This is a genomic window from Methanosarcina sp. (assembly GCF_035390745.1).
GTDB lineage: Archaea > Halobacteriota > Methanosarcinia > Methanosarcinales > Methanosarcinaceae > Methanosarcina.
In genome coordinates, this window is sequence record NZ_DAOOUJ010000005.1 from 54,091 (window position 1) to 72,786 (window position 18,696).

An 18,696-nucleotide genomic window follows, 5' to 3' on the forward strand; every position below is an offset into this window, starting at 1 on the left:
CCTGGAATTCCCTGCTAAGAACTTGCCCGCAAAAAAAAATAAAAATTTGTGCCTTCTCAGGCGTAGAACTCGTCTCTTGCTGCGACCATGGCTTTAATGTTCTCGAGAGGGGTCATGGGCGCAATTCCACAGCCCGGTGCGAGTACATCTACTCCGTCTGCAAGAGCCTGCTTGGCTTCTGCTTTGATCTTGTCAATAGGTCCGGGCAGCAGGGTGAAGGGGCTGGAAACGTTTCCTACAAATCTTGCTCTGCCACCGATGACTTCCTTTGCTTTCTTTGCGCTGCCGATCTTTTCTTCTACGCTGAGGCCTTCGAAGCCGCAGTCTGCCATGTAGCTGAGGATCGGGTTGACATTTCCGCAAACGTGGAGGACAGTTACGGAGTTGACGCTTGCGGAGAACTTCTGAAGCCTTGACTGGAGGAAGTTCTTGAATGAATCAGGGCTCATAAGGTCTGGAGATGCGACAGGGTCTGCAATGGCAATAATGTCTGCACCGGCTTCTACCATTGCGTTTGCATACATAATTGCAGCTTCATTTGCGAGATCCAGAGCCTGTTCAAAGAGGTCGGTTTTTTTGATGGACCATTTCATGAAGGATTTTACACTTACAAGGTCGGATGCGACTGTGATTGGGCCTTCCATACCGCCAACGATTGGCACGTCAGGACCGACTTTTTCCCTGATGATCTTGATTGCTTCAAGTACTGTTGGAATTCTTCCTCTCTGGAGGAGGTCTGCAGGGACTGCTGCGCCTTCGAGGTCCTTGGGGTAGGGGTGACCGGTCACAGAGGGCTGCCTGTTCTTGGTACCCATGTTGATCTCACAGCCCATGGCTTCGACCAGAACGGTAAGGCAGTAGGGAACTCTTACAGCTTCAAGTCCGCTGAGCTCGTGGTTGGCGATTGCCAGCTTTGCCATGAGTTCAGGGTTGGTGTGGGCTTCGGGCCACGGGGCTCCGACGGTATCCATGAGTTCTACAATTCCGGTCTGGGTCACGGAACAAACAGGCACTTTGTCAACAGGTTCGCCTTTCAGGGCGGCTAAAAGTCTTGTTTTAAGTGTGAATTCGCTCATATCGGTCATACCTTTTTTTACTTTTATCTTTGTACATTTATTTTTATTACAATTTTATTGTCTACTTGACAATATTATATAGACCTTTTCAATCCAAAATGTTTCACACTCCAGACTAGAGTATCCAGAGTTTCAAACACGTTAAAAAATTGGATTTTTTTGATAAATGGGAACAGATAGTTCTGAATCACCGTTTTTTCTCGCCTGAGCAGGTGTGAGAATAATCAAAGTAAAAACAATTCTCGAACCCCTCAATTGAGCCAGAATGCGGACATTTTTTTAGTTAACAAATTATAAAAGCTAATTGTCGGGAATTTTTTTCTGCCTTTTCTTTGATAAATCACGCAATAAATTTTTACCGCGTCGTCTGTTTTACTATTTTTCTACTGTGTTCTCCCCTCAAAATTTTTATCCCCTGATTAATTATAATTTTTACCTCCTCCTTTGTTGCCGGTTTTCAGGATTTAAAAGACTCGTTATGTTAAGTTTCTTATTCTTGAGTTACATTGAACTAAAGGGGGTTCGATGGAAAAAGAGTATACTGAAAACAGAAACAGTGTATGCTCTCCGCTGGGGGATGAGCATCTTATTTCCCTCTCTGAACTCCTGCAGAGGTTGGGTGTAAATGAAAGCGGGCTCAGCGAACAGGAAGCCGCCCGCAGACTCCAGAAATGCGGCCCAAATGTTCTCGAAGATGCCGGAAAGGAGAGCATATTCAAGAGATATATCCGGCAATTTCGTAACTTCTTCTCTATCCTGCTAATAGTGGGTGCTATTCTGTCTTTTTTTGGCGAATACCTTGACCCGGGGAAGGGGAATCTCTATATCGGAATTGCCCTGGTCGGAGTCGTTTTTCTGAACGGGAGTTTCGCTTTTGTTCAGGAATATCAGGCTGTAAAAACAATGGAAAGCTTCCGGAAGCTTCTGCCTCCCCATGCAAAAGTCCTGAGGGACGGAAAGTTAAGGGATGTTCTGGCTTCCGAGCTTGTGATAGGGGATGTTATCCTTCTTGAAGAGGGAGACAAGGTTCCTGCTGATGGCCGTTTGATTGAAATCAATTCTCTAAAAGTGGACAATTCAGCCCTGACCGGGGAATCCGAGCCGCAGCTGCGCTCTCTTGAATGCTTTCATTCGAACCTGCTTGAATGCCGGAACATGGTCTTTTCCGGAACTCTCGTACAGAGCGGGAATGGTAAAGCTGTTATTTTTGGAACAGGGCGTGATACCCAGATAGGAAGCCTGGCAAAGCTTACTGAGCAAACATCCTCCGTAGACACCCCTCTCCGAAAAGAACTCAACCGTTTCATAAAGATTATCTCAACAATTGCTATTTCCCTTGGAATTACTTTTTTCCTGCTCGCATTTTTTATTCAGGATACATTTCTTGCAAGCCTTATATTTGCCATAGGAATCATTGTTGCCAATGTTCCTGAAGGGCTCTTGCCCACAGTTACACTTGCCCTCAGCCTTGCTTCCAGAAGAATGGCTTATCGGGATGCCCTTATAAAGCAGCTCGAGTCAGTGGAAACCCTGGGATCAACTACTGTGATCTGTACGGATAAAACCGGCACCCTCACGCAGAACAAAATGGCAGTAAATTCCCTTATCGTAGGGCTTGAATGTCTGGGGGCTGAAAACTCTTCCATTTCTCAAGAAGACGCAAAAAAACAGGATACAGACGAAAATGCAGAAAAAGGTCCAGCTCAGAGTGTTGATGGTTCTGAGGAAGTTACTTACTCCTGTGAAAAAGCAGTTTCTGCTGCCGGAAGCCGCAGCTGGAATACAGAAAAAATCCCTCCCGTTTTTATAAGGGTTGCAGGGCTCTGCAACAATGCGAAACTCTACGATGCACCTCCCGGATACACCGGTGATCCTACAGAAGGGGCGCTTCTTGTTTTTGCGAACAGTTTAGTAGATGTAAAAGAGCTCCAGCGTGAGTATCCCAGGCTTGAGGAGTTTCCTTTTGATTCCATTACCCGTCGTATGGAAGTTGTCTGCCGCACTCCCGAAGGCAAACTTGAGGTATATCTTAAAGGCGCTCCAGAAGTTGTTGTGAAGTTGTGTGATTCTATTCTTGATTCCGGAAAAGTCAGAAAACTGGATGAAACCGAGCAAAAGAAACTTCTGGACATGCACCTGAGGCTGGCAGAAAAAGGAGAACGGATAATTGCCCTTGCCTTCAGGCAGGCAGAAGAACTGAAAGAATATACTGCCACTTTTATTTTTCTGGGTTTCATAGGGATTATAGACCCTCCACGCCCTGAAGCCAGAGAAGCTATAGCAAGGTGCCATGCTGCCGGGATCAAGGTTGTCATGATCACAGGTGACCACCCGGTTACTGCAGAGTCAATTGCAAGGGACGTGGGACTTGCAGGTCCCGGAAAGCCTGAGATTATTACCGGAGACGAATTGAAGTCCCTTTCCCATGCAGAGCTTGCCTCACGGCTTAAAAACCCCAGCATTGTTTTTGCCCGGACCTCTCCTGTCCAGAAGTTGAAAATCGTACAGCTCTTCCAGAGAGAAGGAGAGATTGTTACCATGACAGGAGACGGGGTTAACGATGCTCCTGCTATCAAAAATGCCGATATGGGAGTTGCTATGGGCAGCGGCACGGATGTTGCCCGTGAGGCTGCAGACATGATTCTTCTGGACGACAATTTTGCCACAATAGTAAATGCTGTGGAAGAAGGCAGAGCTGTCTTTGATAATATAAAGAAATTTATTGTATACATCCTTGCAAGCAATGTCCCCGAAATTTTCCCTTTCATAGCTTTCGTTCTCTTTGCCCTGCCACTTCCTCTGCCTGTTCAGCTTATTCTTGCAATTGATCTGGGCACGGATATGCTGCCTGCCATTGCTCTGGGTGTGGAAAAAGGAGAAGGAGATATTATGAAAAGATCTCCAAGACCAAAAGATGAAAAACTGTTGACTTCTCAGGTTCTTTTGACAGCCTACGGAGTAAAAGGTCCTATAGAGGCTCTTGCAGGCTTTTTCTGTTATTTTGCCGTACTTTTTGAAGGGGGCTGGACTTTTGGAGAGCAGCTTGCAAGTACCAATCCCCTTTATATGCAGGCGGTAACAGCTTTCTTTTCAGCCGTTGTCATCTGTCAGGTCGCCAATGTATTTACTTCGAGAACAAGGTTACAGTCAGTTTTCTCTAAGGGACTGCTAAGCAACAGACCGGTTCTCCTGGGAATAGCAAGCGAAATTCTGATTCTTGCCATTATTATCTGGAATCCATTTGCCAATCTGATTTTCAACACAGCACCCCTTGATCTAAGGTACATGCTGCTTGCAGTTCCTTTTGCAGTTCTCCTTCTAGGGGTCGATGAACTGAGAAAATATCTCCTGAGAAAAAACGTGATATGGGCGACCAGGTTATTTAAATGGTGATCCGGATTCTGGCTTAATGAATTAAGATTCTGGCTCAATGAATTAAGATTCTGGCTCAATGAATTAAGATTCTGGCTTAATGAATCAATTTACTTCACCGGGCATGGCTATAATTACAGATTGAAAAAAAGACTGGAAAGAAACTGAAAGCAACTCTGAATGCTGTAAAAGGGTTATGTAATAGTAAAATCTTTTCAGGACATGTTTTGAATCTTATTTAAGATATTTTTTCTTAAAAATCATTTTTAAATGTTTTTTTGGGTAAAAAAGCCTCATCCTCTCTATTATCTTCAACTTCTGGATAAATTTTTATACTATGTATGCAGAAATTGTTTATTATATAAGTCACTCAACTCTATCTTTATATTATCTCTATCTTTATATTTAGCACGTACCCCCTATTATGTTTCAACTCCGCCGAGTCCAGAATATGAATGTGAGTAAAAAGATTTTTGTTATTGTCTACATAATTTTTGCCCTTCTTACATCGACCGTTATTTTTGCATCCCAGAGCATCCTCAACTCAAGCTTTTCCGACCTTGAGGAAAAAGAGGCGATCAGTAATGTGGAAAATGTACATAATGTAATTGATTTCCAGATGATAAAACTGGATGAAACTAACTCTGCCCTTTCTTCAAGGGAAGACATAAGGGCTTTTATGCTAAGTGAGAATCCAGAAGACCTTGGCGGGAGTTTATTTACTGATCTTTTTACTCTGAGCGGGTGCGACTTTATTTTATTTGTCAATAGTTCCGGAAAAATAATCCATTCCCGGGTTTCTGACTCTGAAAATGCAGGCAATGCTTCCAGCGGTTCGATTGTTTCCGAAATCGGTCAGAAAATAAATGATGGCAACCTCATCTTCGCGGATGAAATTCATCCTTTAAATGGGATGCTTCTGATAAATAATGAGCCTGTAATTTTTTCCTGCCGTCCCATACATGCATCATCAGACAACAATGAAACAATTGGAACAATAATTCTTGGGAGTTATCTTGATTCTGGTTTTGTGGATTCCATTCAGGAAATTACAGGCAATCCGGTTTTGTTTTACAGTCCGGATGATGTGCCTGCTGAAGTCCAGCGTGCCTTTTTTGAAAACGGGAACGAAACTGTTATCAATTCTGCAGAGGGAGGCAGGTTAGCAGGTTATTTTGTGCATGAAGACATTAACGGAGAACCGACCGTTATGGTCCGGACGGATGCTGACCGGGACATCTATGAAAAAGGCAGAAAGACCCTCCAGTATCTTGTAATTTTCCTCCTGTTCTCAGGCATCATTGTTGGAGCAGGCTGTAAGTTTCTCCTTGACAGAGAAGTAGTATCCAGAATTGTTCTTATTGACAATTTTGTGAAAAAAGTAGGAAAAGACGAAGAACTCTCAGAACACTGCATTATTGAGGGAGATGATGAACTTTCAGGGCTGGCTACAGGGATAAACGGCATGATTGACCGTTTGAAACAAAGTTCCAATCAATTTAAAGCCCAGGAACATGAAAAGAGGGTAATTCTAAACTCTCTCAGCGAGCTTGTAATTTTTATGGATCTCGAGCTGAGAATTATCTGGGCAAACAGGGCTGCTCTGGATCATGCTGGTCTTAAGCTTGAAAACGTTATTGGGCAGAAGTATGAGAGATTCCCCCTGATGTCGGATGCTGTTTCCGGAAAGTCTCTTGCACAAAAGGCACTTGAGTCCGGAAATGAGGAATCTGGAGAGGTAGTTACTCCGGATGGAAAAGTATGGATGATATGTGCGAATCTGATTAAGGATGAAAGTGGAAAAGCAACAGGAGTCCTTCAAACAGGGCTTGATATTACCGCACACAAACGCTCTGAAGAGAAGCTCCTTCAGGCAAAACTGGATGCTGAGGCTGCGAACCGTACAAAGAGCGAGTTCCTTGCCAATATGAGCCACGAACTCCGGACACCTCTTAACTCTATTATCGGTTTTTCGGACATCCTGCTCGAAAAAGTTTTTGGGGAACTCAACGGAAAACAGCTGAAATATGTTAATAATATCTCTGTCAGCGGGAAACATCTCCTGGGGCTTATAAACGATATTCTTGACCTCTCAAAGGTAGAAGCCGGAAAAATGGAACTTCACTACAGTGAATTTTCTATAGGCTCGGTTTTTGATGAGGTAAAAGCCGTTCTTTACCCCCTTGCCCAGGCAAAATCTCTTGAAATGGACTTTAAGCTGGATCCGGATTTTGGAGATATTCAGGCCGACAGAAGCCGCCTTATCCAGATTCTTTATAATCTTGTAAGCAATGCTATCAAATTTACTCCGGAAAAAGGAAGTGTCTTTGTCCACTGTAAAAAAAGCGGGAGCAGAGCTATTTTTTCAGTAAAGGATACGGGAATAGGTATTTCTTCTGAAGATCAGAAAAAACTTTTCCAGCCCTTTACTCAGATTGATTCTTCGTCTTCCAAACAATACTGCGGGACAGGACTCGGGCTTGCTCTCGTGAAGAAAATTGTAAATTTACACCAGGGAGATATCTGGGTTGAAAGTGAACCTGAAAAGGGAAGTACTTTTATATTTACTATCCCTCTACTCAGACCCTCTGAACCTCGAAAAGCCGATACTAAAGACCTTCGCGAAATACTGATTGAATTTGAAATGAGTAAGGTGGCTGCTTGTTCCGTTAAAGAATGTGAAAATGACCTGCGGAACGAAACTGAGATTTCCGAAATTCCTCTTCCTGAGATCCGCCTTCCGGAATCGGCTCCTGAAAGCCGGAGTCTTGTTCTCGTAGTTGATGACGACAGGAATTCCAATGAATTGATTTCAGTTATTCTCAGGGAAGACGGATACAGTACCGCCTCTTTATATACAGGAAAAGATGTTCTGAATGTTGCAAAAAAACTGAAGCCTGATGTTATCACGCTCGATGTTTTTCTTCCTGATACCAACGGCTGGCATGTCCTGAGGCAGTTGAAGGGCGACCCTGACACAGCTCGCATCCCGGTACTCATCATTTCAGTGACAGATAATAACGAGCTGGGAGTTGCTCTTGGTGCGGTTTATTCATTTACAAAACCTGTGAAAAGAGTTGAACTGCTGGACTCCTTAAAAGAAATTACAGGTAAATTCAAGTTTGAAGAGCCAAAAGTTCTTATTATTGATGACGATGAGAATGCGGTGGAACTTCTGAGTTCAATGATTGAGCCCGAAGGCTTTGAGGTGGCAAAGGCTTTCGGAGGGCGTGAAGGTCTGGAAAAACTCTTTTCCGGGCAGCAGCCGGATATTCTCATTCTCGATCTTCTGATGCCGGAGGTTAGTGGATTTGAGATTATTTCCCGCATGAGGGCAGGTGAAAAGACAAAAGATATTCCTTTAATTGTATGTACGGCGGCAGAGTTTTCTGAGAAAAATATCGAAGAATTAAACGGCGAACTTAAAGGAAGTCTCATTTCTATTATGAAAAAGGGTACTTTCGGAAGAAAAGAATTAATTAATAGGATAAAACAATTAGCTATGCTGAAGAGGCGTGATGATGAAAGAAATTCTTATTGTCGAAGATAACCCCATGAACATGGAATTGATCCTTGACCTCCTGGAGTTTTACGGGCACCGTGTAACCGAAGCAGAGGACGGGATAAAGGCTCTTGAACGCCTTGCTGAGAGAAAGTTTGATCTTATCCTCCTTGATATGCAGCTTCCTAAAATGGACGGGCTTGAGGTTCTTGACAGGATTAAAAAGAATCCTGCGACTAAAGAAATTCCCGTGATAGCTGTTACGGCTCATGCTATGAAAGGAAGCGAAGAACACTTTATCGAAATGGGCTGCGTGGATTATATTTCAAAACCCATAGACATCCACAGGTTCAGGTCTCTGATCGATAAATATCTGGGGGAAGAATAAAGGAAAAAGAAAGTTTCAACACGAATAGTTTGAACTTTAAACCTCAAACTCTTTAAAAAAATGTGACGATATTGCAAAATTCTGTATACTGTACTTGTTTGGGCGCTTACTCCTGAGATAATATTTGAACTCTAAATAAATTGAAAATCAGCAAAGCGGAGAATATCAGGAAAAGTAAACTAAGACTGACAGGCTATTGCAGCCGGAAAATATCTTTTTTATTTCGAGCCGGGATTTTTTCAGAGGATAATTATATATTCTCCAGCCGTCTGGACATATCTTTGTAATATGAAAAAAGCTCTTCACACCATTTAAGTGCGCTTTCATCGAAGCTCATCAAGCGCTGATGGTCAAACTTTCCTTTTTTATCAAAGAGCACAAGTGAGCAGAAGCGTTCTGTTACAACATCTTTAAGGGTTACGTTTTTGTCACAGATGTAGACTTCCACATTCTTTGATTCAACGAGCATTTTCAGGTCTTTCAGATAGTCTTTTTTCATCCTCTCAAAGACCGGCTGCGTCAGGATAAGGCACATCTCGGCTTCTTTTTTTATGATCTCGGAGTATATCTCTATGTAAAGAGGATTGAAGTATGAAAGAAATATTTTTATATTTTTTGACTCAAGCAGATTATTCTTGAAGTCTTCGGGGACTTCAAAAAGCCGGTTAAGGTCGGCTTCAAGCATAAAGTAATTTCCGAGTTCGTCTATCCTGTTAAGGAGGTGCTCGGGAATTGCAGTAAAATCATGGTTGACCCAGTAATCATAGTTCTCCTCGAAAACCCTGACAGTATCCAGGAGAGGCTCCATCTTCTCGACAACTATTTCTCCCATATCCGATAGCCTGTAGGTGTTTCTCTCATCCTGCACTATCAGACGCCCTTCTTTTAATTTTTTTATCTGGGGCATAATTGAAGTCGAGTTTACGTTAAGGGCTGTTTTTATTTCGTCACCTGTCTTTGGTCCTTCTTCCAGCAGGAGCAATACGTCTTTCCTTTTTTCGGATAGGAACGCCAGGTCAATCAATGATATTTTCATTTTATTCCATCTCCCCTAGAAGCTTCTTAAATATGCCGGAGAATTTCTCATTCATTTTCAGGAAGCAACCATTATTGGCAAAAGTCCTTTTTCTCCCACGAGAAAACCGTAAAGGGGACTTTGTACAACACTCATGCGCTATTTTTTAGTTAATTACTTATATTTTTTTCCAAAAAACACTCACTTTCTTAAAGTTAAGTTTCTTTTCCTGCCTTTTTCTCTACCTTTTGCTGCCTCTATTTTTTTCTTTCTCTCTTCTCTTTACCTTTTTTATGTTCTATCTACCGATTTCACCTTTTTCTTAATCTTTTATCCCGGTAGCAAGGACGTAACCCGCATATTTTGAAGTTGATTTTTTTCGGAGAAGGATCTTTTTGCCTTCTCCCAGCCGATTGAACCTGTGCCGGATCTTTCTGCTGAACAGGGAGTACTTTCCCATTTTCAACATCAGCCCTGTAAAATACAGGGCAAATTTCCAGCTCCCGCCCATTCCTTCGATAAGCGCCTTTACTTCTCCGAGACTCGGAGAAGGTCTGAACTTTCGTACATTCACGTCTTTTAGTTTTCCTTCTTCAAGTCCCTTTTTCCATTCTTCCGGCGTGGGGAGAGAAAAGGGAAGCCCTGTAATTTCCCTGAATATTTTTTCTGCGTAAGCGATTTCTTCAGCGGCTTCCGGGGGAATTTCCTCCTCTTTATACATTTCGTTGATTCCCACATAGCTCCCAGGTTTAAGGACCCGCGTGAATTCTTTGAAGGCTCTGCCTCTGTCCAGGAACTGTGACACAAACTCGGTTATCACTGCATCAAAAGTCCCAGCTTCGAAAGGCAGGGCATAGGCGTTTCCAACCCTGAACTCAACTCTATCCGAAAGTCCCAGCCTTCTGGCTCGCTCTTTAGCTTTCTCAATGGAAAGTTCCGCAATATCAATTCCCACAACCTCACAGCCGATTTTTCGGGCAAGGTAGCAGGCAGAAAAACCTTCCCCGCAGCCAACCATCAGGACTTTTTTAGTTGAGTCAATCTGGCATAACTCCGCAAGTTTTCTTGTGGATACAAGGCCTCCTGTATGATAATAGGGCACTCCCAGGTAACTCATAAAATTGTAATAGCCAAGAGCTTCGGCTTCTTTAACTGAAAGCCACTTTTTGGCGGCAGATGCTTCCTTTTCTCTTTGTAAATTTAGATTTTCCGAACTTTCAGACATGATTTTTCCCTCAGAGTTTACACCGTTATGGGAGTTTATTTTTTCCTCTGAGGAAGGAATAAAAAGTAAGTTTAAACGCGAAAAGTGAAGTTTTGATAATAATTCTAAACCTTAAAAAAGAAGTCTCCTCTGCTCGAAGCAGGAGGAGTTCCATGATTTCTGGATGCTTTTATTTAGAGGCTTTTTTTACAAGAGCGAAAATCCCCTGCAGGATTTCTTTCGGAGATGGAGGGTTTCCTGGAATTTTCACATCTACGGGCAAAATTTTGTCAACCCCGCCGAGAACTGCATAAGAACCCTTATAGATCCCGCCATCGCAGGCGTCGTCCCCAACTGCTATCACATACTTTGGGCAGGGCATGGCTTCATAGGTTTTCTTCACTGCTTCAGCCATATTCAGGGTAACTGCCCCTGTGACCAGCAGGACATCAGCATGCCTCGGAGACGCTACAAAAGAGATCCCAAATCTCTCAACATCATAATGGGGGTTTCCCAGGTTTGAGATCTCAATCTCTGTTGAGTTGTCACTTCCCGAGTCCAGTTCGCGGATTGCAAGGCTGTGTCCGAAAACCTTCGGGATTTCTTTTTTTATTTCTGCTCCCAGGGCTTCAAGTTCTTCATCCCGAAATTCAAAGGTCTCAGTGACCTTAGGACGGAGGAAAAGGGAAAGAGGGTTTACCACGATCAGACCTCAGTTAATTTTGTCATCTTATTCTTTATTGAATTCTTCGACTTCGTTTCTGTCATTGTGTTTCTTCCGTTTCTTTTTCCACTGAATTTCTTTTACCCTCTTTTCAAAGGTCAGTTCCTGCATATGAGAGGTTAAGGCTCTTATTTATCAGGGGGAAATCAGGAACAATATTTCCAAGCACTGCATGTTCTATAGCCTGCCAGTTGCAGAAAGATGCCGTCCTTACCTTATAACGGTCAACAAGCCCGTCTTTCAGGTAGACCCAGTGAAGGTTCTGTCCCCTGGGGGCTTCTATGAGGGTAAGGGAATATCCTGTGGCTCCGGGACTGTTTCCCCCTCCTGAAATGCCTCCATCCCAGGCATGTCCGGTATTTTCAGCAAATACGGAACCCTCTGGAAGGTTTTCTATGAGGCGGAGAATCAGGGCTGCAGATGCACGAACCTCACTGGCCTTCACCTCAAAACGGGAGAAAACATCTCCTTTTTTCTTCAGGCAATGCTTCGGGGCAAAGTCCCTGTAGGCTCCATAAGGTCTATCGAGCCTTACATCGGCAGAGGATCCCGAAGCCCTTGCAAGAGGGCCTGTAAGGTTAAGCGGGGAGATAAGTTCCTTTCTTATAACTCCTGTCGTTGCAAATCTGTCAATCAGTGAAGATGAGGAGGTTGCCCTGTCATAAGCAGATTCAAAAGCCTTTGAGAATTTCTCAAGGAAAGCAGGCAGCTCTTTCAGAGCCGAATCGGGAATATCTTTTTTCAGCCCTCCGGGGACTGTAACCCCACGCAGGAACCTTGAGCCTGTCAATTTCTCGTTCTGCCTGAATATCTCCTCTCTCAGTATGAAGAACGGGCTTGCTACAAGGGCAAAACCCACATCTACAGCCATACCTGCAAGGTCTCCGAGCAGGGAATAAATGCGCTCCAGTTCGAGCATTGTTGCCCGAAGGCGTTCTGCCCTCTCAGGCACTTTTATTCCGCAGATCTGTTCTACTGCCATGCAGAACCCTGTAGCGTTTGCCATGCTCTCGTCCCCGCTCACGGCTTCGGCAAGAGCAACACATTCCGAAGGGCTTTTTCCTTCAGCCAGCTTTTCTATTCCCCTGTGCTTGTAAAAAAGCCTGATTTCCAGGCTGAATATCGGCTCCCCTATCACACTGAACCTGAAATGCCCTGGCTCAATTATTCCGGCATGCACAGGTCCGACAGGGATCTGGTACACACCTTCTCCTTTGACCTGCCTGAATTTGTACTCTGCATGTGGAGCTTCAGCCGGATTGATCGGTCCGTTTTTGAAAGCTTTTTGCAGGGGATGGAAATCTTCAGGGTAACACTCGTGCAGGAAAAGCCTTCGCTTATCAAATGCTCCGTCAAATTCAATCCCGAAGCCGTCTCTGACTTCCCTCTCGAACCATGATGCTGAGGGGAAAGTCTCTGCAATTGAAGTCGTCCTTTTTTCTTTTCCTGTCTCCCGGGCAAGAATAAGGACAGGTGCCCTGCTCTCCTGTTTGAAAGCATAAAAGAGGGTAAAGCCTTCCTTTTCCTCAAAGGCTTCTGCACAGAAGAGTCCTATAAGGCTGAACTTCCTTTCCGCAAGCACGGGATAGACTTCCTTAAACCCTGTGTCCGAAATTTTCAGGTAGATCTCGTTTTCACGGGCGCTGAGAACTTCGGGCTTCTCCTGTGCAATACTGGTGACTATTAAAAGTAATTCTGTTATATCTTCATTCATTTTGATATCCATACATACCGCCCCTTAAACATACCCGAGTTCAAGAATTATCGCATCAAGCAGATCCCTCAGCGAATCCGGGAAATAAACTCCCAGGGCAAAGGCAAGAGCCAGCATAAAAATCGCCGGAACCCTCATCCCGCTCCTTACCACATACTTATTCGGAAGCCTTATTTCATCATGATCTGCTTTTTCGGCTGCAGTTTTCAGTTCAGCTCTTCCTGCCTCCACATGCGTTCTGATAGTGTGCCTGTCTTTTTCTTCCTCTACGGTTACTTTTGAGAAAGCTTTCAGGAGGAAGTTTGCAAAGGATGCAGCTGCAAGGATAAGCATGAGCAGCAATGCAAGGGTCAGGTAAGGAGAAACTGCCGCACTTTCCAGGAGGATGAAAAACTTTGCCGGGAAAAGGGGAAAAGGCGGCATTCCCACGATCGCAATGCTTCCAAGAATCAAACCCCAGGCTGCCCTTGGCTGGAGTTTAAAGACATCCCACATATTTTCGCGCATATTGCTTCTGTACTGTCTGTGCAGAATACCTGCGGAAAACAGAAGTGTTTCCTTTACAAGAACATGGACAAGCATGTAGAAAAGAGCCCAGAAAAGGGCAAGAGGCGTTCCTATTCCTATCCCTATGAGAAGAAGGCCCATATGTTCGACACTTGAGAAAGCTATCAGTCTTTTCAGGTTTCTCTGCTGGAACATGCTGAACGAAGCAAGAGCGATTGAGAAAACTCCTGCTGCAAGCAGGATGGAAGATGCCTGCGGGGCTACATTACTTTCTCTGAGCAGGGAGTACATCCTTATTATACCGTAAATCCCCAGGTTCTGCATCAGCCCCGAGAGAATTGCGCTTACCGAAGGTGCTCTTGCATAGGCATCCGGAAGCCATGTGTGGAAAGGAGCTACTCCTGCTTTTGCCCCGAAACCTATGAACATGAAGGTAAAGCTCGCAAGGAGGAGGGCAGGTGAAAACTCTGAAGCATGAACTGCCAGCTCTGTCCAGTTGAGGGTACCTTTTCCAAGGGCCTGCTCAGAGAGGGTGAACAGGAAAATCAGCCCGAGGAACGCAAAGAGCATGGCTCCGGAAACTATAAAGACGTACTTTAAAGCGGCATCAATATTTTCCCTTGCAGAAAGGATCGCAACAAGCATTGCAGCACAGACTGTTGTGAGTTCTGCAAAAATCCAGAACAGCGCCAGGTTGTCTGAGAAGAGCGCAACAGTGGCTGTGACAAGCAGGAGGTTGAAGGCAAGGTAGAAGGTCTTCAGGTTCCTGGGGTCAAGTTCTCCGGCTTCCATAAGGCTGTCAGTATATCCTCTTGCATAGAAAGCAGCGGCAGTGAATCCCAGTGAGGTTATCAGTTCCACATAAAGGTTAAGGTGGTCGAGATAAAGAGTTTCTCCCAGCCTTTCCGGCAGATCAAGCATGGAAAGGGCTACGCAGCTCATAACAAGGTGCAGCATGCCGTTCCCTGCGGCAAGAGCATTCATAAGCCTGTGGGACTTCGGAATAAGGCCGAATGCCAGAAATATTCCCATTACTAACAGGTAGTACCGGATCACTGGGATTCACCTCCTGTCCAGATCTGCAATTTCCGGAATTTCTGCCTGTACTCTTCGATGCTGGAATCCATTCCTACAGCCATGATTGTGGTCAATATGACCAGAATAATAAGGTCAATTATGATCAGGACTTCTATGATGAATGGAAGCTCGGTCACAAAAAGGCCGAACATCAGTACCCCGTTTTCCATGCTGAGGTAACCGAGAGCTTTTGTAATGACTCTTTTTCTGCTGAAAACCACAAGCATGCCCATCAGGGTCAAAGAAAGCCCTATCACAGCCCCGAAGAAGAAAAGCTTCGAGAGCGGCAGTCCTTTGAAAACCCCTGAAAGGAAGGTGTAGGAGAGGATGATAAGGCCTATGCTCAGCAGAAGGGAGGGGGTTGGTTCCAGATATGCAAAGTGGAGATCTCTTCCGATTTTGATTTTCTGTTCTATTCTGGAAATGAAGTAAGGAATAAGAATTACCTTGCTTGCCAGGGTCAGAACTGCCAGCAGCAGAAGCTGGTTTTTCCCGTCTATCATGTAGAGGAGGGATGAGACTGCAGCCAGCAGGAAAGACTGGATTGTGTATGCGGTCAGTACCGAACTCAGGTTACGGGTTGAGATGATCAGCCCTGCACTGATAAGGACAAAGACAAAAAGGATCTTAATTATGCCTTCAAGGAAGGTTGGGTCGATCATGCAAACACCTCAATAAGGATTGTAATGGCTGAAAAGAAAAATGCCATGACATAAAATGCAGGAAGTCTGAACAGCCTCATTTTTGCAAGGGACGATTCAAAGAGCCCTATTATTACTGCAAGCAGCCCTGCCTTCACAAGGAAGAGAAGGGTTGAAACTGCAATTTTTCCTGCATCTATCTCAGTACTGAGCCCTACCGGGAGGATTGTATTGATTAATATCCCCATCAGCAGGAGCTGCTTAAGGGCATGGGCAAGTTCGAGCAGGGCAAGGTTCTTTCCTGCCTGTTCAAGGATCATTGCCTCGTTAATCATTGTAAGTTCAAGGTGGGTTGCCGGGTTATCCACAGGCAGCCTGCCGGTCTCCACTATAAGGATGATAAAGAGAGAGATTGAGACAAGAACAAGCGTAGGGCTGATGGGAAGAATCTTTCCCGCGGTAAGTGCGAACATCTCGTGCAGGTTCAGGCTTTTCAGGACAAACGCCAGAGCTGCAAAAGAAATCACCATTGTAGGTTCGATCACAGCTGCAAGGCTCATGGACCTTGAACTGCCCATGCCTCCGAAGGCACTGCCTGCATCAAGTCCTCCAAGCGCTGTAAAGAACCTTTCAAGCGCCAGAAGGTAGAGGAAGACAATTATGTTCCCCAGCCCTCCTGCCGGTTCAGGGACAAAGACCAGAGGTACAAAAAGGGAGCAGACAAGCAGTGTTGAAAGGTTAAGGTACGGAGTAAACCTCATGACCCAGGAGGAAGTCGGGGAGTAAACCGTTTCTTTTTTCATGAGTTTTTTCAGGTCGTAATAAACCTGAAAGAGCCTGGGTCCTTTTCTTCCCTGGGCGTATGCCTTTATTTTCCGGATCAGAGCCATGTATAGAGGGGCTGCCAGCAGGGCAAATAAAGGATTTAAGAGTGCAAAGAGGAGGAACGAGGTGTTCATACAAAGCCTCCGGTTGCTATAATTAATACGATGACTGCGATAAAGGCATAAAGGACATAACTGTCAAGTTTTCCATTCTGAAGTCCCGAAACATATTTTGAGACTATATCAATTGCCTTTGCAGGGGGGATGTAAAGGTATTCTTCAAAGAAGCGGAGAAGGCGGATTTCCACTTTTCCTTTCTTAAAGAGGCTTTCCTGTTCGTCGAAGTATTCAGCGCTGTTCTCAATCTTTGTCCTGTAAACGCTTTTGAAGATCATCACAAGAGGCTCGGAAAAACCTGCAGAGCTGTATTCCATGTATGGGGCAAGAGTCGGAATTCCGCATCCCCAGGTTTCGCTAATTCTGGCAGGGACTGTTTCTTTTGAGCGGATTATGAGGAAAAGGGCTGCGTATATTAGCCCTAAAAGGAGTCCAAGCAGAAGCAGGTCCGGAAATTCAATCTCCCAGCCTGCAAGAGAAAGGAGCTGTTTTGAGAATAATCCTCCCAGGATACAGAGGGCTGCGGGTACTGCAGGTCCTATCAGCATGGGTTTCTGGACTTCTTCGGCAAGCTTGCTTTTCTCAGAACGCGGAAGGGCAAGACAGGTGATTCCGAAGAGTTTCACGAAAAGGGCAGCTGCCAGTGCTCCTGTCAGGGCAAAGCTTGAGAGGGCAATTATCAGAAATACGGTAAGCAGAGGGTCGGTTACCGAAAATGACTGGAAGAAAGCCTGATAGAGCAGGAGCTCACCGGCAAAGCCGTTTGCTGGGGGCAGGGCTGCAATGGATACCGAGCCTATCATGAAAAGGACTGAGGTTGCAGGCATGCTTTTTACAAGCCCTCCAAAAGCTTCGATTTTCCTTGTGCCTGTAGCATGGACCACAGAGCCTGCACAGAGGAAGAGCAGGCTTTTGAAAAGGGCATGGTTAAAGGCGTGAAAGCAGGCTCCAACAAGGCTTAAAAGGGCAAGGGATTCAAGTCCTTCAACTTTGAATATGGTATACAGCCCTATTCCTGTGAAAATGATCCCTATGTTTTCAATGCTGCTGTAAGCAAGAAGCCTTTTTATGTCGTTTTCTTTAAGGGCATAAATTACCCCGAAAAGGGCTGAAAGGCTGCCTGCTGTAAGGATAAGCACTCCCCACCAGAGTTCGGGCGAAGAGACAGAGAGCAGAAAGCGCAGGAATCCGTAGACTGCAACCTTCAGCATTACTCCTGACATCAGAGCTGAGACGCTTGAAGGGGCTGCAGGGTGGGCATAGGGCAGCCATTTGTGGAAAGGAACAAGTCCTGCCTTGACCCCAAAGCCAGTGAAAAGGAAGATAAATGGAAGAGCCAGGTCTGCTGCAGGGTATTCGAGCGGTCCGAAATCGGCTGAGCCTGTCAGCCTGAAGAGGCTTATGAACCCCACGAAAAGAAAAGCCGTACTGACATTTGTCATTACAAAGTAAAAAAAGCCGGCTTTTTTGTTCTCCTCGGAAGAATAGTCGTGCATCACAAGCAGGAGAGAGGAAAGGGACATTATTTCCCAGAAAATCAGGAAACCTACCATATTGCCTGCAAGCATGACCATCAGCATGGAAAGAATAAAGAGATTTATAAGGGCGGTCTGCAGGCTTTTTCTGGCTTCGCTTCTGGAATGTTCCACATATTCAATGGAATATATTGAAACTCCGGGTACGACTGCTGCAATTAGCAGGATAAACCCGGCTGCAAGCCTGTCTGCACTCAGGGTAAAATCAAGTCCCGGGAGAAATCCTATGACTGGAAATACAGGCTCTTTTCCGGTGTAGAAAATCATGCCAGCAAAGCCCAGAAGCAGGATAGATGAAAGAATAGAAAGGCCAAAAGAAGTTTTCCTTATGTTTTTACTGCGGTACAGAAGAGGGAGGACGGTTCCGGATACAAGGGCAGCAACTGCACCATACATGAGGGCTTCGAGCAATATATTCACTCCTCAAACCTTGATCTGACAGCTATATGAAAAGCTGAAAACAGTTTTTCAGTCCCGGTAGATAGATTTGATTTTCCGGCTTCTGTCCCGCTTAAATCGGGACTTTTGAAACTGTTCTCTGAGTATGAGATAATAGGGTTAGTTATGTAATTCGTATTGACATTCCACCGTAAATTTCATCCGGGAGGCTGATCCCCCCGAAAACGTTTTTTGCCTAACACTCTCTAATATTATATAGGTTTACATTATAAAGTTTATTGCCCCGATTGATAATTATTATTAATGATATATATTTTTATCTAAAATAAGAATCAGGATATATAACCTCCCAAAATATCATCTTTATTCGTTTATATGAAAGGATTTTTTATGTCTTGTTTCTTACACTGAAGGATTGAAATGACTGGAACTATTATAATCTTCTTAAGCCTGTTCTCTTCTTAACAGAATTAGTTTTAAGTCTAAAACTTTCTGTAAAAATTAATTCATTTGCGGAAAAATTGATTCGCTGAAAAATCAATCTCACTGAAAAATCAATCTCACTGAAAAATCAATCTCACTGAAAAATCAATCTCACTGA

Annotated in this window: 12 protein-coding genes; 3 read left to right on the top strand and 9 right to left on the bottom strand. The window is 44.4% G+C overall.

Going from position 1 to position 18,696, the window contains the following annotated elements:
* Positions 1-56 precede the first annotated feature (56 nt).
* Positions 57-1,076, bottom strand: a complete 1,020-nt coding sequence (mtaA, locus tag PLL47_RS02725) for a methylcobamide:CoM methyltransferase MtaA (RefSeq protein WP_324444601.1) — start codon at positions 1,074-1,076, stop codon at positions 57-59.
* Positions 1,077-1,601: 525 nt separating this feature from the next.
* On the opposite strand from mtaA, the gene PLL47_RS02730 reads away from it, so the two are divergent.
* From PLL47_RS02730 to PLL47_RS02740, 3 genes are all read left to right on the top strand, one after another.
* Entirely contained in the window at positions 1,602-4,469 is a 2,868-nt protein-coding gene (locus PLL47_RS02730) for a cation-translocating P-type ATPase (RefSeq protein WP_324444505.1), read from the top strand.
* Between the two features lie 430 nt (positions 4,470-4,899).
* Positions 4,900-7,998, top strand: coding sequence for a response regulator (locus PLL47_RS02735; protein WP_324444507.1), 3,099 nt, complete (start codon positions 4,900-4,902; stop codon positions 7,996-7,998).
* A complete protein-coding gene (locus PLL47_RS02740; RefSeq protein ID WP_324444603.1) occupies positions 7,970-8,338 on the top strand; it encodes a response regulator in 369 nt (122 codons plus the stop codon). The genes PLL47_RS02735 and PLL47_RS02740 overlap by 29 nt, the downstream gene beginning before the upstream one ends.
* A 250-nt stretch (positions 8,339-8,588) precedes the next feature.
* On the opposite strand, the gene PLL47_RS02745 is transcribed toward PLL47_RS02740, so the two are convergent.
* The 8 genes from PLL47_RS02745 to PLL47_RS02780 form a co-directional block, all read right to left on the bottom strand.
* Positions 8,589-9,374 (bottom strand): helix-turn-helix transcriptional regulator, encoded by a 786-nt coding sequence (locus PLL47_RS02745; protein ID WP_324444509.1) that lies wholly within the window; start codon positions 9,372-9,374, stop codon positions 8,589-8,591.
* Between the two features lie 301 nt (positions 9,375-9,675).
* Entirely contained in the window at positions 9,676-10,578 is a 903-nt protein-coding gene (locus PLL47_RS02750; protein ID WP_324444511.1) for a class I SAM-dependent methyltransferase, read from the bottom strand.
* A 169-nt stretch (positions 10,579-10,747) separates the two neighbouring features.
* On the bottom strand, positions 10,748-11,260 hold the full coding sequence (locus PLL47_RS02755) for an NADH-quinone oxidoreductase subunit B family protein (protein ID WP_324444512.1): 513 nt from the start codon (positions 11,258-11,260) through the stop codon (positions 10,748-10,750).
* Positions 11,261-11,372: 112 nt separating this feature from the next.
* The gene (locus tag PLL47_RS02760; protein ID WP_324444514.1) at positions 11,373-13,007 is read right to left on the bottom strand and encodes a hydrogenase large subunit; all 1,635 of its coding nucleotides are present in this window, start codon (positions 13,005-13,007) and stop codon (positions 11,373-11,375) included.
* A gap of 12 nt (positions 13,008-13,019) precedes the next feature.
* Entirely contained in the window at positions 13,020-14,558 is a 1,539-nt protein-coding gene (locus PLL47_RS02765; RefSeq protein ID WP_324444516.1) for a proton-conducting transporter transmembrane domain-containing protein, read from the bottom strand.
* Positions 14,555-15,241 (bottom strand): hydrogenase subunit, encoded by a 687-nt coding sequence (locus PLL47_RS02770; RefSeq protein WP_324444518.1) that lies wholly within the window; start codon positions 15,239-15,241, stop codon positions 14,555-14,557. Before PLL47_RS02770 ends, PLL47_RS02765 begins: the two co-directional genes overlap by 4 nt.
* Positions 15,238-16,179, bottom strand: a complete 942-nt coding sequence (locus PLL47_RS02775) for a respiratory chain complex I subunit 1 family protein (protein WP_324444520.1) — start codon at positions 16,177-16,179, stop codon at positions 15,238-15,240. Before PLL47_RS02775 ends, PLL47_RS02770 begins: the two co-directional genes overlap by 4 nt.
* A complete protein-coding gene (locus PLL47_RS02780) occupies positions 16,176-18,116 on the bottom strand; it encodes a proton-conducting transporter transmembrane domain-containing protein (RefSeq protein WP_324444522.1) in 1,941 nt (646 codons plus the stop codon). The genes PLL47_RS02775 and PLL47_RS02780 overlap by 4 nt, the downstream gene beginning before the upstream one ends.
* Positions 18,117-18,696 lie beyond the last annotated feature (580 nt).

Coding starts and splice junctions, on each gene's coding strand:
- mtaA (WP_324444601.1), bottom strand. CDS start 1,076: ATGAGCGAATTCACACTTAAAACAAGACTTTTAGCCGCCCTGAAAGGC.
- PLL47_RS02730 (WP_324444505.1), top strand. CDS start 1,602: ATGGAAAAAGAGTATACTGAAAACAGAAACAGTGTATGCTCTCCGCTG.
- PLL47_RS02735 (WP_324444507.1), top strand. CDS start 4,900: ATGAATGTGAGTAAAAAGATTTTTGTTATTGTCTACATAATTTTTGCC.
- PLL47_RS02740 (WP_324444603.1), top strand. CDS start 7,970: ATGAAAGAAATTCTTATTGTCGAAGATAACCCCATGAACATGGAATTG.
- PLL47_RS02745 (WP_324444509.1), bottom strand. CDS start 9,374: ATGAAAATATCATTGATTGACCTGGCGTTCCTATCCGAAAAAAGGAAA.
- PLL47_RS02750 (WP_324444511.1), bottom strand. CDS start 10,578: ATGTCTGAAAGTTCGGAAAATCTAAATTTACAAAGAGAAAAGGAAGCA.
- PLL47_RS02760 (WP_324444514.1), bottom strand. CDS start 13,007: ATGGATATCAAAATGAATGAAGATATAACAGAATTACTTTTAATAGTC.
- PLL47_RS02770 (WP_324444518.1), bottom strand. CDS start 15,241: ATGATCGACCCAACCTTCCTTGAAGGCATAATTAAGATCCTTTTTGTC.
- PLL47_RS02775 (WP_324444520.1), bottom strand. CDS start 16,179: ATGAACACCTCGTTCCTCCTCTTTGCACTCTTAAATCCTTTATTTGCC.